The 16,998-nt window shown below is 49.7% G+C and carries 10 protein-coding genes and 2 pseudogenes; 7 read left to right on the top strand and 5 right to left on the bottom strand.

Annotated elements, in window-relative coordinates; genetic code table 11:
* Nucleotides 1-32: 32 nt before the first annotated feature.
* The 3 genes and pseudogenes from ACJHYR_RS01155 to lsrR all read right to left on the bottom strand — a co-directional run bounded on the left by ACJHYR_RS01155 (nucleotide 33) and on the right by lsrR (nucleotide 7,345).
* Nucleotides 33-4,202, bottom strand: a pseudogene (locus ACJHYR_RS01155) (ECSE_1600 family autotransporter).
* Between the two features lie 518 nt (nucleotides 4,203-4,720).
* Entirely contained in the window at nucleotides 4,721-6,313 is a 1,593-nt protein-coding gene (gene lsrK, locus ACJHYR_RS01150; RefSeq protein ID WP_000113145.1) for an autoinducer-2 kinase, read from the bottom strand.
* Between the two features lie 78 nt (nucleotides 6,314-6,391).
* Nucleotides 6,392-7,345 (bottom strand): transcriptional regulator LsrR, encoded by a 954-nt coding sequence (gene lsrR / locus ACJHYR_RS01145; RefSeq protein WP_000154338.1) that lies wholly within the window; start codon nucleotides 7,343-7,345, stop codon nucleotides 6,392-6,394.
* 248 nt (nucleotides 7,346-7,593) lie between these two features.
* Between lsrR and lsrA the strand changes: the two genes are divergently transcribed.
* From lsrA to tam, 7 genes and pseudogenes are all read left to right on the top strand, one after another.
* Complete coding sequence (lsrA, locus tag ACJHYR_RS01140; protein ID WP_001194896.1) at nucleotides 7,594-9,129, top strand: autoinducer 2 ABC transporter ATP-binding protein LsrA; 1,536 nt, start codon at nucleotides 7,594-7,596, stop codon at nucleotides 9,127-9,129.
* Nucleotides 9,123-10,151, top strand: coding sequence for an autoinducer 2 ABC transporter permease LsrC (gene lsrC, locus ACJHYR_RS01135; protein ID WP_059328093.1), 1,029 nt, complete (start codon nucleotides 9,123-9,125; stop codon nucleotides 10,149-10,151). Before lsrA ends, lsrC begins: the two co-directional genes overlap by 7 nt.
* Nucleotides 10,151-11,143, top strand: coding sequence for an autoinducer 2 ABC transporter permease LsrD (gene lsrD / locus ACJHYR_RS01130; protein ID WP_001222725.1), 993 nt, complete (start codon nucleotides 10,151-10,153; stop codon nucleotides 11,141-11,143). The genes lsrC and lsrD overlap by 1 nt, the downstream gene beginning before the upstream one ends.
* A gap of 11 nt (nucleotides 11,144-11,154) precedes the next feature.
* The gene (gene lsrB / locus ACJHYR_RS01125; protein WP_000172485.1) at nucleotides 11,155-12,177 is read left to right on the top strand and encodes an autoinducer 2 ABC transporter substrate-binding protein LsrB; all 1,023 of its coding nucleotides are present in this window, start codon (nucleotides 11,155-11,157) and stop codon (nucleotides 12,175-12,177) included.
* 26 nt (nucleotides 12,178-12,203) lie between these two features.
* Nucleotides 12,204-13,079, top strand: a complete 876-nt coding sequence (gene lsrF / locus ACJHYR_RS01120; RefSeq protein ID WP_000774181.1) for a 3-hydroxy-5-phosphonooxypentane-2,4-dione thiolase — start codon at nucleotides 12,204-12,206, stop codon at nucleotides 13,077-13,079.
* Nucleotides 13,080-13,102: 23 nt separating this feature from the next.
* Complete coding sequence (lsrG, locus tag ACJHYR_RS01115; protein WP_000558527.1) at nucleotides 13,103-13,393, top strand: (4S)-4-hydroxy-5-phosphonooxypentane-2,3-dione isomerase; 291 nt, start codon at nucleotides 13,103-13,105, stop codon at nucleotides 13,391-13,393.
* 56 nt (nucleotides 13,394-13,449) lie between these two features.
* Nucleotides 13,450-14,208, top strand: a pseudogene (gene tam, locus ACJHYR_RS01110) (trans-aconitate 2-methyltransferase).
* A gap of 3 nt (nucleotides 14,209-14,211) precedes the next feature.
* Here tam and ACJHYR_RS01105 read toward each other — a convergent pair.
* Both ACJHYR_RS01105 and uxaB read right to left on the bottom strand, forming a co-directional pair.
* Nucleotides 14,212-15,126 (bottom strand): bestrophin family protein, encoded by a 915-nt coding sequence (locus tag ACJHYR_RS01105; RefSeq protein WP_000637083.1) that lies wholly within the window; start codon nucleotides 15,124-15,126, stop codon nucleotides 14,212-14,214.
* Between the two features lie 196 nt (nucleotides 15,127-15,322).
* On the bottom strand, nucleotides 15,323-16,774 hold the full coding sequence (gene uxaB, locus ACJHYR_RS01100; RefSeq protein WP_000854600.1) for a tagaturonate reductase: 1,452 nt from the start codon (nucleotides 16,772-16,774) through the stop codon (nucleotides 15,323-15,325).
* Nucleotides 16,775-16,998 lie beyond the last annotated feature (224 nt).

The following is a 16,998-nucleotide window of genomic DNA, read 5'->3' as shown; positions in this document are numbered from 1 at the left end:
CGCATGCCATCTCGACATGCGGCTTATACGGTTTACCAGCTATATTTCACTCCCAGCATGCCCTGAGTATCGCTATAGCCTTTATCACCTAGTTGCACACCGACATTCCCCCACAGGCTAAGGTTGTTATTTACTTTCGCCTCAACCCCGGTACGTACTTCACCGAGATTACGCGCACCATCACGGCTTACGGTTTGACCATTCATCTTCACTGCGTAGACTTTGCTGTTGTTGATCCAGTTCGCTTCAATGTAAGGCTGGAACTCACGCTGTTTACCATCGTCACGCTGGTGATGGCTGTTCAGGTAGGTTTTCACCCCAAGTCGCGTTTGCACGTTTCCGTCGCCTTCCGTTTCAATGCGTGTTCCGTCTTTCCGGGTATGGTCAGAATCTTTCACACCCATCCAGGTGATTTGTACCTGTGGCTGGACGTACCAGTTTTGTCACATCACCGCTACCGCTGATACTGTGCGTCATCGCCCAGCTACGCTCAGTGGAGATGGTGAGCAGGCCATTATTGATAACGGAAGCATCACCCAGGTTTTTCTGCTCGTTGACGCTGAGCGCGCTGCCTGTATCAATGTTGAATTGCCCCACAAAGCGGCTATTATCGCCATCCAGCTCTACGTCTGTCCTGGCGGTTGCGCTCACGATACCCTTCCCGCTTATGCTATTACGCAGTTCGCCGGTCACATTTTTTAGCGTTAACAGACCGTCATTGGCAATATTTCCTCTACCTAACCCCTGCGTATTATCGAGGCTGACTTCCGCATTTGGGCTAATGCTGGTTAACGCATTGTAGCGTGCATTAAGCCCCTCGATAGCCAGTGTTCCCCCTGTAACATTCAGGTTTCCGCCACCTGTCAGTTCGCCCTGACTGATCCCACCTTTATTCACCGTCAGCGACCCCTCTTTAAACAAAACAGTCGAACCCATCAGCCCGGTGAATGTCTCTACCGTCTGGGCCGATCCATTAAGATCGACGATGGCCGCGTTGCTGATGTTCAGTTCCCGGGTGTTGCCAAGTGCACCATCCGCATCGGTACGTAATGTCCCCATCTGAACATAGGTTGCCCCCTGATAGTCGTTCTGACCGTTGGAAAGCGAAACCTGTCGCACCGTATTGATTGCCAGATCCCCTTCGCCACCGATTTTTGCCGACATATCGGCCGTTGCGCCATAAGCTCCGCCATGTTCGGCTAACGTCAGCTTTTGCCCACCATGGATGTTCAGCGCTTTCAGCCCATAGTTAACGTACAAACCATCACCTGGTGCGGTCGTGAGGCGGAATCCATAATCACCCTCGGCGACCACTGTTCCATTTTGTGCAATGTGTAACGTTTTGTCCGCTTCCACCTCGTCGCCCTGTAAATCACGTAACGTTAATGAGCCACCCGACCCAATAACCGTTTGCGCCTTCACCAGTTGAACGCCGACATGGCTATCGTCGTGTTCCAGCAAATTGAGCGTCGTCAGAGGGTTATTCGCCATGGGATCATTCCACGGTTTAGGCACGTCGATAAGCACGTCGCCCGTCCCGTTTACCTGATAGTTACGGCCTTTCCAGGTGTAGTCACCCGCGCCGACAACCAGCGTATCGACGCTGATATATCCCTCCGCGAGCGTCGCAGCAGGAATATCCGTATCGAAAATGAGCGTACCGCCATTCATGGCCAGTCCACCAATGGATTGCTCTCCCACTTTTACCGATGTGGTATTTTCACTGTCAGACTGAAGCATCGCGTGAGTAAGCGCAGCGGTGTTGTCGCGTTCCAAAGTGAAGGTACTGTCTTTAAATTGGGCAACACCGGCGAATTCAGTCCCTGTTGCATGGGTAAAGCCAAACATCTTGTCGGAGGATGACAGCTGCACTCGCATCAAGCCATCGCCTTTGAGCGCATTGGTCAGCGTGTAATCTCCTGCACTGTTCGTTGATGCGAGAATGTCGAGCGTACCGGGGTTTGCAATGGTGACTTCACTCGAACCCATGCCCGTTACCCCATCTGCCGTATGTGACGCAATGGTCAGGAGGCCGTCATTGACCAGCGTTTTACCGCTATAAGTATTCCCTGCATTGAACACCGTATGGCCTGCATCATGTATCACTTTTCCGTCTTTATCGTCACCCGTAATCAGCATATCGACCTGGTAGCCGGCATCACTGTTATTGGTATGATTAAAGACAAAAACACCTTCGCCAGAACCAAACTCTACTTTCGTCGCGTTGGTTATATACCCGGCATCTGCCGCCGCCTCACCGTGAGCTGCACCAATGTTTAGCGTTCCTACAGCAGGATCAAAAACACCTAAGTAAACTTCTCCACCTTCGACATTCAGCGTACCGTTATTCGTCAGTGTTAACGTACCTGTGCCAGTCGTCCCTACATTCATATTGAATGTTTCAAGAAGAGAGTTCTGCCCATCCACCCGCACGTCGCCCTTACTTTTGTCATTCAGAGCTATCTGTGTATCACGCGCTTTAACTATACCTCCGGTAGTAATATTCAGTTCACCCGTACCTAATACACCGACCTGTAGCAATTGGGCGTTAGTAGATGACGTTTTTAAATTCCAGAGACTATCCGTTGAAATATTAACTATCCCCTTACCGGAGGCATTTCCTCCGATAAATCCATAGCCCGTTGAATTAAGGGTGGCACCATTACTGACATTTACGATGCCGCTACCAAAATTACCGACATTGATACCTACAGTATCGAACGATGATGTCGCATCCATAAGGTTCAGTGTGCCGATACCGCTTGCTTTATCGCCCAAAAAAGTAATATTTTGCGATACAAACTTACCGCCATCGCTAATATTGAGGTTTCCGACGCCCGCAACACCAATGGTGGTATAGACATTCTTATTGACCTCCCATATCCCCCCCGTGGTGATGCTAACCTTCCCGACGCCGGTTTCTCCATAACCGAGTGAACTTCCTCCGTTGCTGACAACAAGCCCCTCATTACTGATATTCATTTCGCCGTGGCCGTCATAACCAAGATTAGTTCCGAGATTAGTGATAACGGAGTTCTTATCCTTAACAGTAATGTTGCCTGTGCCTGTTTCTTTCATCCCCGCAGTGATAATTCCCGAATCTACTTTGCCTTCACTAGAGACATTAAGTTCACCGTCGCCAGCATCACCGATATAGATATAGCGGAAAGCTTCGCCCGTTCCGAGGAAATTCCAATGCCCTTTATCGGTCACGTTGACGACACCGTGGGAACCGTCCTGAACGCCCACCAATGAATATTCTTTATTATTAATCAGTCCATTATTGGAAATATTGACTGTGCCATTACCGAAATATCCATTATAGAGTCTGCGTACCGTGATGACAGAGTCTTGATCCTGCACATTCAGGGTTCCGATACCGGTGGCATTGCCACCGATAATCGTATTTTCAGCCGTAATCACCCCCCCTCGCGAATAATCGCTTCTCCCGTCCCTTGATTGCCAATTTGAAATTCAATTGAGGAATCATTATTTTTTATTAGCCACTCGCCACCCTTTTCAACGACAACCTTACCATTGCTGTTCGCCTGATATCCTACAATGACGACGATTGAACTCGTGACGTAACCCTTATCCGTAATATTTAATGAGCCTGTACCGTAACTCCCTATTTCGAATAATTCGGTCGTCAGAACCGAGTCCTCTCCCTCAACATTGACCGTCCCGACGCCTCCTGTCGAAGAACCTATCCTTAAATATCCTCCGTCAACGTGACCCTTCTGTTTAATATTCAGCGTCCCCGTTCCGGATTGACCCACATTTAAAGGCCTTGCATTATTTCCGCTATCATACAATCGCCAGGTGCCACCCAAAACATTAACGGTGCCCTTCGAGTTCTCATTACCACCAATGACGCTGGTAGTAATAGTGGTTAAGGAGGCATTACCGCCAGCCAAAATATTAAGCACTCCAGTGCCATACCAGCCAACCAGGTAGGCATCATAAGCAACATCAGTATCAATATTGATAATCTGATCATTATCAACTTCCAGACTCGCACCAGACGCTGAACCGCTTAGTGCCAGCAAAACACCCAGCGTCAATCTACTGAATTTCGTTGTCAGTCCAGAGGATTTATGCAAATTAACCGTCGATGTTTTACCTACCCTGCGAGTTAATTCCGAGCAGGCCTGAAATACCTGTAGGGTGCAATTCCATATCACGCGATAGATTCTATTCATATAAACGCTCCATATACAAACAATACAGCCACGAAAGAGATGAGTCATCAGACGTTAAAAATGAAACTTATTAAGTTGTCAGAGGTCTGTATTGAGTGTTGGTTGGAGGTGGGAAGGTGTCAATTTGGCTAATTTGCTAATACTTTCGAAGCGATAGATTAAAAATTGCATAGTTCTTATTTTATTTAAAAATGAACCATGAGTTATTGTTGCTTAATAAGAAAAATGTTTCTTTCAATAAGAAAATTACCATCATCATATTTAACAAAGAATAGCACTAATTGCTAAAAAAAGAAGTTTATTAAACCCCTTTTTCATCCAATGCCTTTAGGAATATTCGATATAAAATAAGGGTTATGCTTAATGCTTTAAGAAAAATAGCAATTTCCCCTTGAATATATTACGGGCGATGGAACGATGAATCTGCAAGCTGGCATTTAACAAACCAGCTCTAAAAGAAGGGAAATAAGAATACTCAAAAAACAGCCACGGTCATCATGATGTGGCTGTCAATGAAACTATAACCCAGGCGCTTTCCATAACGACGTCGTCAGTCCATGATCAACCAGCCCCAGCTGATCCTGATAAACTGCCTGCCACTTATCCCGTGAATCCTGATAAAGTTCATGCTTTTCCGGGTCTGGTGTGTGCGTCCGTTCCCAGCGAACCAGGCGTTCTCCGGTTTCTGCCATTGATGAAAAAATTCCGGCACCGACGCCAGCTGCAATGGCACATCCTAATGCGGTGGCTTCTTTGACCACCGGAATATTGACGGGTAATCCCGAGACATCAGCGAGAATTTGACTCCATAATTTCCCTTTTGAACCTCCGCCTGCAAAGACTAACGATGAAGGATGAATATTCGAGAAATCAGCGATTTGTTGCAAATTACACGCTGATACAATCGCCGCATTTTCTTCCAGCGCACGGAACAACGTCGCTTTGTTACATTTATCCGGATCAATAGACAAATTAATAAAGGAAGGCGCAGCGTGATACCAGGTTTTAAAGCGCATTCTGTCGGAGAATATCGGCATTACGCCCCACGACCCAGGCGGCACCCGACTTGCCATCTCTTCCAGCAGCGTATAGGTGTCGATGCCTAAACGTTCGGCAATCAGTTTTTCTTCGGCACAGAAAGCATCGCGGAACCAGCGCATGGTGAGTCCGGTAAAAAAGCTTATAGATTCAGCTTGTACCATGCCAGGAATAACATGAGGATTAACGCGCACGTTCATTTCTGGGTCTGTCACCGGCGCGGCTAAGTTTACAACTTGCTGCCAGAATGTGCCGCCAAGAACAGCGGTTTGTGCCGGACGCACAACGCCTAACCCCAGGCAACCAAGTTGCACGTCGCCTCCTCCAACGACCACCGGAGTGCCCGCCTTCAGACCGCAGAGTTCCGCCGCTTGTGAACTTACCACGCCCAGCAATGTGCCGGTTTCTTTGACAGGAGAAAGAATATCGGCCCGCAGTCCGGCCATATCCAGCAATGCAGGTTTCCAGTCACGGGTGGTTAGGTCAAGAAGTCCCGTGGTGCCAGCGTTAGAGGGATCCACCGCCAGTTCGCCGCTGAGCATATAGGCCAGCCAGTCGCTGATCATGGTGATGGTCGACGCCTGTCGGTAGATATCAGAACGATGGTGCGCCAGCCAAAGTAATCTGGGAATAGCGCTTAAAGCCAGCGTTTGTCCGGTGGCGCGATAAACTTCGTTTTCAAAGGTATTGTTGTGCAGTTCTTTAAGTTCGCTAACTTCGCGCGCCGCTCTGGCATCCACATTGGCGCAGGCCCAGATCGGTGTTCCTTCATTGTTATATAAAACAATGCCTTCGCGCATCGAACATGCCGAAACGGCAGCGATATACTCCGGGGCTATGCCGGCGTTGTGCAGCGCCTGGCGCATACACTCACACGCCAGTTGCCAGTTTTTGTTGAGATCAAATTCCATAGAACCAGGAACGTCCGGTACTGCCAGATGCCGCCACTCCGCCTGTCCCACTGCTATTTGATTGCCTTCCAGGTCGAATATCACAGCCCGAATACTTCCGGTGCCTGCATCCAGCGCCATCAGGTAGTACTTTGATTCTGAAGGGGTAAAGAGTCGAGCCATTAGATTATCCTCGGCTTATGCGTTCTGTCTGTTCCTCTATACGTTCTCCATCATTCCCGGTAATAAGGTCATGCAAATTTAAATACGTAAAATCGCCGCTGCTGTGTCCTGATCGGTAACCAGTGCGTTGATATAGCCGCCTTTCATTGCAGCGGCAATGGCTTCGGCTTTATTTTCTCCCCCTGCCACACCAACCCGGACGGGAATGGTCTTCAGCGCGCTTAAAGGTAAGCCAATCAGTTCGTTATGTATTTTAATATCCGTGACAACGTCACCTTTTGCATCAAAAAAGTAGCCTAAAATGTCGCCAACCGCCCCTTTTCGACCAATCATTAACTGTTCGCCCTGGCTGATATAGCCGGAGCGAATGATTGTTGCGTCGTCTTGTTGACTCACAGCCCCAATGCCGACAATCGCCACATCCGCTGCTTGCGCGGCTAGCAGAACGTCTTTGACGCAATTTTCATTTTTTAGCGTACGGGCAATGTCAGCGGAGGATGCCCGCAACGGAGCCGGAATAATATTCACACTGCACGCCGCGTTAAGCTGCCCGATACCCGTCATATAAGAACCGACGCCACCGGAGAGCGTGACCAGGCGAATTTGCTGTGACGAAATAAAACCACTTAAGCGTTGCAGCGTATTCATGGTTGCCTCGCCAAAACCAATCGCCAGCATCTGTTGTGGTTGAAGTAAACTCATCAACATATGCGCCGCGCCTATCCCCAGTCGCCCGCCGACATCAGCATCCGCAAGCCCAGGGATCACCCGGACATGTTGTAGCGAAAACTGACGACGTAATTGTGTTTCATATTCCAGACAGCCTTCAAAGCGAGAATTAATCTGCACGCGAATAATGCCGGACTGATGCCCTTTCTCCAGTAATCGCGACACTTTCAAACGGGTCAGCCCGAGACGATCGCTGATCTCGCTCTGGGTCAGCCCGTCGTGGTAGTAAAACCACGCGATCCGCGCGACCTGTTCTTCTTCACACATTCCCTGTTCTGAAATTGCCGAATCGTTGATTGTCATAATTCATTCTTCACTTTGAACATATTTAAATCTTTAATGCAATTGTTCAGTTCTTGCGCATTTATATCTGTGATAGCAACCACAGTTTGACTCTACGAGCATGAACAAACGCAACCGTGAAAATCAAAATAGCATAAATTGTGATCTATTCGTCGGAAATATATGCAATGCCCGCCTAAGGTTATGAACAAATTAAAAGCAAAAATACATTTGTTCAAAACTCACCTGCAAAACTGAACGGGGGAAATATGCAAACGAGTGATACCCGCGCGTTACCGCTACTTTGCGCCCGCTCGGTTTATAAACAGTATTCAGGGGTTAATGTCCTGAAAGGCATCGATTTTACGTTGCACCAGGGGGAGGTCCACGCCCTGCTCGGCGGCAATGGTGCCGGTAAATCGACGTTAATGAAGATTATTGCCGGTATTACCCCTGCTGATAGCGGTACGCTTGAGATTGGGGGCAACAACTACACCAGATTAACGCCAGTTCATGCTCATCAGCTGGGCATTTATCTCGTTCCCCAGGAACCGCTGCTTTTTCCAAGCCTGTCGATAAAAGAAAACATCCTGTTTGGTCTGGCAAAAAAACAACTCTCCATACAGAAAATGAATAACTTGCTGGTGGCGCTGGGCTGCCAGTTTGATCTGCATAGTCTGGCAGGATCGCTGGATGTCGCCGATCGCCAAATGGTGGAAATCCTCCGTGGGCTGATGCGCGACTCGCAGATTCTGATCCTCGATGAACCTACCGCCTCGCTTACCCCTGCGGAAACCGAACGCTTGTTTAGTCGCTTGCGGGAGCTGCTTGCTACTGGCGTGGGTATTGTTTTTATCTCGCATAAGCTGCCGGAAATTCGCCAGATTGCCGATCGGATTAGCGTGATGCGCGACGGAACTATCGCCTTAAGCGGCAAAACCATCGAACTGTCTACCGACGACATTATTCAGGCCATCACGCCAGCGCTACGGGAAAAATCGCTCTCTGCCAGCCAAAAATTATGGCTGGAGTTACCTGGCAACCGCCCACAACATGCCGCCGGAACGCCGGTGCTGACACTGGAAAACCTGACCGGCGAAGGTTTTATGAATGTCAGCCTGACGCTTAATGCCGGAGAAATTCTGGGGCTGGCTGGGCTGGTGGGGGCCGGACGCACAGAACTGGCCGAGACGCTCTATGGTCTGCGTACTTTGCGTGGCGGACGCATTATGCTGAATGGTAAAGAGATCAATAAATTATCCACTGGAGAACGTTTACTGCGCGGTCTGGTTTATCTGCCGGAAGATCGCCAGTCATCCGGACTGAATCTCGATGCTTCGCTGGCCTGGAATGTCTGCGCCCTTACTCATAACCTTCGTGGATTCTGGGCGAAAACCGCGAAAGATAACGCCACACTGGAACGTTATCGTCGGGCGCTGAATATTAAATTTAACCAACCGGAACAAGCTGCGCGGACCTTATCCGGCGGCAACCAGCAAAAAATCCTGATTGCCAAATGTCTGGAAGCCTCGCCGCAAGTATTGATTGTCGATGAGCCGACGCGCGGCGTGGATGTCTCAGCCCGTAATGATATCTACCAGCTGTTGCGCAGCATCGCCGCACAGAATGTGGCAGTGCTGCTTATCTCCTCTGATCTGGAAGAGATCGAACTGATGGCAGATCGCGTATATGTGATGCATCAGGGCGAAATTGCCCACTCTGCACTGACCGGACGCGATATTAATGTCGAGACCATTATGCGCGTTGCCTTCGGCGATAGTCAGCGTCAGGAGGCGTCATGCTGAAATTTATTCAGAACAACCGTGAAATCACGGCACTGCTGGCGGTGGTGCTGCTGTTTGTATTACCCGGTTTTCTCGACCGCCAGTATTTAAGTGTGCAAACGCTGACCATGGTTTATAGCAGCGCGCAAATCCTGATCCTGCTGGCAATGGGCGCGACGCTGGTAATGCTTACGCGCAATATTGATGTATCAGTGGGTTCGATTACCGGAATGTGCGCGGTGCTGTTGGGGATGTTACTGAACGCAGGATATTCACTACCTGTTGCCTGTGTCGCGACTTTACTGCTTGGTTTGCTCGCGGGATTTTTCAACGGTGTCCTGGTCGCGTGGCTAAAGATCCCTGCCATTGTTACCACCCTTGGCACGTTAGGGTTGTACAGAGGCATCATGTTGCTGTGGACTGGCGGCAAATGGATTGAAGGGTTACCCGCCGAACTGAAACAGCTCTCCGCACCGCTGCTGTTTGGCGTTTCCGCGATTGGTTGGTTGACGATAATTCTGGTGGCATTTATGGCCTGGCTGCTGGCAAAGACGGCGTTTGGACGCAGTTTTTATGTCACGGGCGATAATTTACAGGGCGCTCGTCAACTGGGCGTTCGTACGGAAGCCATTCGCATTGTGGCATTTTCGTTGAACGGCTGCATGGCGGCACTGGCGGGAATTGTGTTTGCTTCGCAGATTGGTTTTATCCCCAACCAGACCGGTACCGGGCTGGAGATGAAAGCAATTGCAGCCTGCGTGCTGGGCGGCATTAGTTTGCTCGGCGGTTCCGGCGCGATCATCGGTGCGGTATTAGGCGCATGGTTCCTGACGCAGATCGATAGCGTACTGGTGCTGTTGCGCATTCCGGCATGGTGGAACGATTTTATCGCGGGCCTCGTGCTGCTGGCGGTGCTGGTGTTTGATGGACGCCTGCGTTGTGCGCTGGAACGTAATCTGCGGCGGCAAAAATATGCCCGCTTTATGATGCCACCGCCATCCGTTAAACCCGCTTCGTTAGGTAAAAAACGGGAGGCCGCATAATGCGTATTCGCTACGGTTGGGAACTGGCTCTTGCCGCACTGCTCGTTATTGAGATTGTCGCATTTGGTGCAATTAACCCGCGGATGTTAGATCTCAATATGTTGCTGTTCAGCACCAGTGACTTTATCTGCATTGGCATTGTCGCCCTACCGCTGACGATGGTGATTGTCAGTGGCGGGATCGATATTTCGTTTGGTTCGACCATCGGCCTCTGCGCCATTGCATTGGGCGTACTGTTTCAAAGTGGTGTGCCGATGCCGCTGGCGATTCTCCTGACCTTACTGCTCGGCGCATTGTGCGGGCTGATCAACGCCGGATTAATTATCTATACCAAAGTTAACCCGCTGGTGATTACGCTTGGCACGCTGTATCTGTTTGCCGGAAGCGCCCTGCTGCTTTCCGGGATGGCCGGAGCGACGGGGTACGAAGGTATTGGTGGATTCCCGATGGCGTTTACAGATTTCGCTAACCTGGATGTGCTGGGACTCCCTGTTCCGCTGATTATCTTCCTGATATGTCTCCTCGTTTTCTGGCTCTGGCTGCATAAAACCCATGCCGGACGTAACGTGTTTTTAATTGGGCAAAGCCCGCGTGTGGCGGTTTATAGCGCGATTCCAGTTAACCGCACCTTGTGTGCGCTCTATGCCATGACGGGGCTGGCGTCTGCGGTCGCCGCTGTGCTGCTGGTATCGTATTTTGGTTCAGCACGTTCCGATCTCGGTGCGTCGTTTCTGATGCCCGCCATCACCGCCGTAGTGCTCGGCGGTGCCAATATTTATGGTGGTTCTGGTTCCATTATCGGCACCGCCATTGCGGTTTTATTAGTGGGATATTTGCAACAAGGTTTGCAAATGGCAGGAGTGCCAAATCAGGTGTCCAGCGCCCTTTCCGGTGCGCTACTTATCGTCGTTGTCGTAGGTCGTTCCGTTAGCCTGCATCGCCAGCAAATTAAAGAGTGGCTGGCGCGTCGGGCCAATAACCCATTGCCATAAAGGATATCTTCATGACACTTCATCGCTTTAAGAAAATCGCCTTACTTAGCGCGCTTGGCATTGCCGTAATCTCTATGAATGTGCAGGCGGCAGAGCGTATTGCATTTATTCCCAAACTGGTTGGCGTAGGATTTTTTACCAGCGGTGGCAACGGCGCACAACAAGCGGGTAAAGAGCTGGGCGTTGATGTGACCTACGACGGGCCGACAGAACCCAGTGTTTCTGGTCAGGTACAGTTGATTAATAACTTCGTCAATCAGGGGTATAACGCCATTATCGTTTCTGCGGTTTCGCCTGATGGCTTGTGTCCGGCACTGAAACGCGCCATGCAACGTGGTGTGAGAGTGCTGACCTGGGACTCTGATACCAAACCGGAGTGCCGCTCTTACTACATTAATCAGGGAACGCCCGCCCAGTTGGGAGGTATGTTGGTGGATATGGCGGCGCGTCAGGTGAATAAAGACAAAGCCAAAGTCGCGTTTTTCTACTCAAGCCCCACCGTTACGGACCAAAACCAGTGGGTGAAAGAAGCGAAAGCGAAAATCGCCAAAGAGCATCCTGGCTGGGAAATTGTCACTACGCAGTTTGGCTATAACGATGCCACTAAATCGTTACAAACCGCAGAAGGAATATTAAAAGCGTATAGCGATCTCGACGCCATTATCGCCCCCGATGCCAACGCCCTGCCCGCTGCCGCACAAGCCGCAGAAAACCTGAAAAATGACAAAGTTGCGATTGTCGGATTCAGTACGCCAAATGTGATGCGCCCGTATGTAGAGCGCGGCACGGTGAAAGAATTTGGCCTGTGGGATGTGGTTCAGCAAGGCAAAATTTCAGTTTATGTCGCGGATGCATTATTGAAAAAAGGATCAATGAAAACGGGCGACAAGCTGGATATTCAGGGCGTAGGTCAGGTGGAAGTCTCGCCAAACAGCGTTCAGGGCTATGACTACGAAGCGGATGGTAATGGCATCGTACTGTTACCGGAGCGCGTGATATTCAACAAAGAGAATATCGGCAAATACGATTTCTGATGTGCATTACTTAACCGGAGTACGTTATGGCAGATTTAGACGATATTAAAGATGGTAAAGATTTTCGTACCGATCAACCGCAACAAAATATCCCTTTTACCCTGAAAGGTTGCGGTGCACTGGATTGGGGAATGCAGTCACGCTTATCGCGGATATTTAATCCGAAAACGGGTAAAACCGTGATGCTGGCCTTTGATCATGGTTATTTTCAGGGGCCGACTACCGGACTTGAACGCATTGATATAAATATCGCCCCGCTGTTTGAACATGCCGATGTATTAATGTGTACGCGCGGCATTTTGCGCAGCGTAGTCCCCCCGGCGACCAATAAGCCGGTGGTACTACGGGCGTCAGGTGCAAACTCTATTCTGGCGGAATTAAGTAATGAAGCCGTGGCGTTATCGATGGATGATGCCGTGCGCCTGAACAGTTGCGCGGTGGCGGCGCAGGTTTATATCGGCAGCGAATATGAACATCAGTCGATCAAAAATATTATTCAGCTGGTCGATGCCGGAATGAAAGTGGGAATGCCGACCATGGCCGTGACAGGCGTGGGCAAAGATATGGTGCGCGATCAGCGCTATTTCTCGCTCGCGACTCGAATCGCCGCTGAAATGGGGGCGCAAATTATCAAAACCTATTATGTCGATAAAGGTTTTGAACGGATTGTTGCCGGATGTCCGGTACCCATTGTTATTGCTGGCGGTAAAAAGTTACCGGAGCGCGAAGCGCTGGAAATGTGCTGGCAGGCTATCGATCAGGGCGCTTCTGGTGTGGATATGGGGCGTAATATTTTCCAGTCTGAACATCCGGTGGCGATGATGAAAGCCGTACAGGCGGTGGTACACCATAACGAAACGGCTGATCGGGCATATGAACTCTATCTGAGTGAAAAACAGTAACTGCGGATTTAAGGAGAAGAATTATGCACGTCACACTGGTTGAAATTAACGTTCATGAAGACAAAGTTGACGAGTTTATCGAGGTCTTTCGCCAGAACCACCTGGGCTCGGTACAGGAAGAAGGCAATTTGCGCTTCGATGTCTTACAGGACCCTGAAGTGAATTCGCGCTTTTATATCTACGAAGCCTATAAAGATGAAGACGCAGTGGCATTCCATAAAACCACGCCCCATTACAAAACCTGTGTCGCGAAACTGGAATCTTTAATGACCGGGCCGCGTAAAAAACGTCTGTTCAATGGGTTGATGCCGTGAGGCGAATTTATCAGTTTTATCTACACTAGGGGTAACGCGCTGACGGGAGTAAATAAATGTCTGACTGGAACCCCTCTTTATATCTGCACTTTGCCGCTGAACGATCGCGTCCGGCGGTGGAGCTGCTTGCCAGAGTGCCGCTGGAGAATATCAAATACGTTGCCGATCTTGGCTGTGGCCCAGGTATCAGCACCGCCCTGCTGCATCAACGTTGGCCTGCGGCCAGGATAACAGGCATCGACTCGTCTCCGGCGATGATTGCCGAAGCGCGCAGTGCTTTGCCAGACTGCCAGTTTGTGGAAGCAGATATCCGCAACTGGCAACCGGAATAGACACTGGATCTGATTTTCGCTAATGCCTCACTGCAATGGCTGCCCGACCACTACGAATTGTTCCCTCATCTGGTTTCTTTACTTAATTCGCATGGTGTGTTGGCAGTACAGATGCCAGATAACTGGCTAGAGCCAACCCATGTGCTCATGCGCGAAGTCGCCTGGGAACAAAATTATCCGGATCGCGGGCGTGAGCCGCTGGCTGGCGTTCATGCTTACTACGATATTTTGAGCGAAGCCGGATGTGAGGTCGATATCTGGCGAACCACCTACTATCACCAGATGCCGTCGCACCAGGCGATTATCGATTGGGTGACCGCCACTGGATTACGTCCGTGGTTACAGGATCTGACCGAGAGCGAACAGCAGCATTTTCTTACGCGCTACCATCAGATGCTGGAAGAGCAGTATCCACTGCAAGAGAACGGACAGATACTGCTGGCATTTCCGCGTCTGTTTATTGTTGCCCGGCGTACGGAGTAAATATTACCTCAGCTGGTAATGACGATCGGGAAGAATTTTTGCCGGAATTTCTGCTTCATCGTTCATCTGTAACAGGTCAATTTCAATAGCGTTGCAGATAGCATCCAGCGGTAAATCATTGTTTTCAGTACCGAAGGGATCTTCCAGTTCTTCCGCCAGACAATCCAGCGAAATAAAAGTGTAGGAAATCAGCACAGAGATAAAAGGCGTCATGTAATGCAGATCCACGACCAGCGCGAACGGCAGCATGATACAAAACAGATAAACGGTACGATGCAAAATCAGGGTGTAGGCAAAGGGAATTGGCGTATAGGCAATGCGCTCGCAGCCTGCCAGAACCGCTGAAATATCATTAAGCCGATCGTTGAGGCTAATAAACAGGATATCTGAAAGCTGTCCATTGCGTCGCTGAACCGCCAACCACTCCCCCATTATCAACAAAATACGGTTAGCTGGAGTGTTTGAAGCCAGTACACGCTGAAGATCTTCAGTCTTGAGATAATGTGCCAGCACTTCCGCCTGTGGTTGTTTGCGTAATGTCATGCGTAAACAGTGGGCGAAGGCGATTTGCAGCCGGGCAAACTCCCTTACACTTGCCGAATCCGGCAATGTCGTTTTTACCTCGCGCAGTAACGACCGTGAGGCAATCATCAACTGCCCCCAAAGTTTTCGCGCTTCAACGTAACGGGCGTACCCGGCATTATTACGAAAACCAAGAAAAATGGCGATGGCGACACCGAGAATGCTGAAAGGTGCGAGGGTGAATTTAATGCCCAAATGCGTGTACCAGGGCAGCATGAAAATAACAGCGATAGAAAAGAGAAAATTGAGTAGTAAGCGCGAGGATATCTTGGATAATACTGAACCGTGCCAGACAAAAATACGGCGCAGCCAGTGTTGTTGTGGACGAACAATCATGGTTATCTTCAGGCGTGGAAAAGTCGCCCTATTAAACGTGATTACGATCACATTCTCAAGACGCTACGTACAAATTACCTACAAGCTTACAACATTTACAGGTGTGGCATATGGCACCCGTTAATGATAAAGGCACATAGGATGTTGTAACTAATATAGTGAAATAAGAAACCCGGTCGAAACCGGGTTCAGAGTATTAGCACAACGGACGTACAGCTTCGCGCATTCCTTTTTCGAGAATCACATCCAGGTCATTAGCCACCTGCTCGACCAGACCAGGCACTTGCGTCAGGTCCTGCTCCCAGTGGTCTTTTTCTGCCAACACAATCGCTACCAGTTCCTGGGTACCGATAACACGGTCACGATGCTGGCTCCAGAGTTGCTGATAACGTTCCAGCCAGTGTGCATCGTCCTGTACCGGATATGTTTCTCCATTACGCTCACCGCGATAAAACGCAATCAATGCCGCTAATGCGAAAGTCAGGCGCGCCGGAAGTGTGCCGTTTGCCTTCTGCCCTGCCAGCAGCTGCGGCAGGATACGGGTGCGGAACTTGGTCATACCGTTAAGCGCGATAGACAGCAGCTGATGCTTGATGTACGGATTACGGAAACGTCCGGTGACTGCACTGGCGAAAGATTCCAGTTCATCACGAGGCAAATCCAGTACCGGAATAATCTCTTCGTAGATGGCTTTTTCAACGAATGCACAAATTTCAGCATCGTTCATCGCTTCACCTACAGTATCCAGCCCTGCCTGGAACGCCACCGGCACCAGCGCCGTGTGTGCACCGTTGAGGATTGCCACTTTGCGCTCTTTATACGGTTTAATATCGTCAACAATCAGCACGTTGAGCGGATATTTGTCCAGACGCAGCTCAGTCGCTAAGGATTTCGGCCCCTGAATCACAAACAGGTAAAAGTGTTCAGCGGTGTCGAGGAAACCATCGTGATAACCCAGTTCTTCTTCCAGTTTAGCCACTTCATCACGCGGATAGCCGGTAACGATACGGTCCACCAGCGTAGAACAGAAGCTGTTAGCCTGATCCAGCCATTGAATAAATGCTTCTGGTAGTGCCCACTCTTGCGCGTAGCGCAGCACCAGTTCACGCAGTGCATCGCCGTTATAGTCGATCAGTTCACATGGGATGATGATCCAACCTTTATCCTGCGCTCCGTTGAAATGGCTAAAACGTTCGAACAGCAGACGGGTCAGTTTTGCCGGATAACTTACCGCTGGCGCGTCATCGAATTTATCGCCCGCATGGTAGCTGATACCCGCTTCGGTGGTGTTAGAGAAAACAAAGCGCATTTCCGGGTTGTGCGCCAGTTTCAGGAATTCATCGTATTCACTGTAGACGCTGATTTCACGATTAACAGAGCGAATCAGACGCGCGTCGCTGACCGCTTCCCCCTTCTCGTTCAGACCACGGATAATGGTGGTGTACAGACCATCCTGCGTGCTCAGTGACGGCGGGAATGAAGTTTCAATCGGACGAACAACGACCACGCCAGAATTCAGATCGGTGTGCTCATTCAGGAGATCGATTTGCCAGTCAACAAAGGCGCGCAGGAAGTTACCTTCACCAAACTGAATGATACGTTCTGGATACTTTGCACCGGGAAAATCGCGACGATTTAGTGTTTTCACAATGGGTTCCCTTCTGATTAGTCATACAACCTGTTTGAATTGGTACGACAGGTTAGCAAACTTTAATACGCCGAACCCCTGTTTTGATCAACTCCTGATGATTAATGAGCAGTTTTATGAGAAAAGTGTGGCGCGGATCATGGTTTAATCGAGGAAACAGGCCTTTTCTTGGATCATAAAGTGGTAGAACACATTGCATTTAAATCGCTCTGAGTAAATAAAGA

It is taken from the genome of Escherichia sp. WS1450, assembly GCF_046487395.1.
GTDB lineage: Bacteria > Pseudomonadota > Gammaproteobacteria > Enterobacterales > Enterobacteriaceae > Escherichia > Escherichia coli.
The sequence above is the reverse complement of the archived record's forward strand: the minus strand, read 5'-3'. Positions and strand labels throughout refer to the sequence as shown.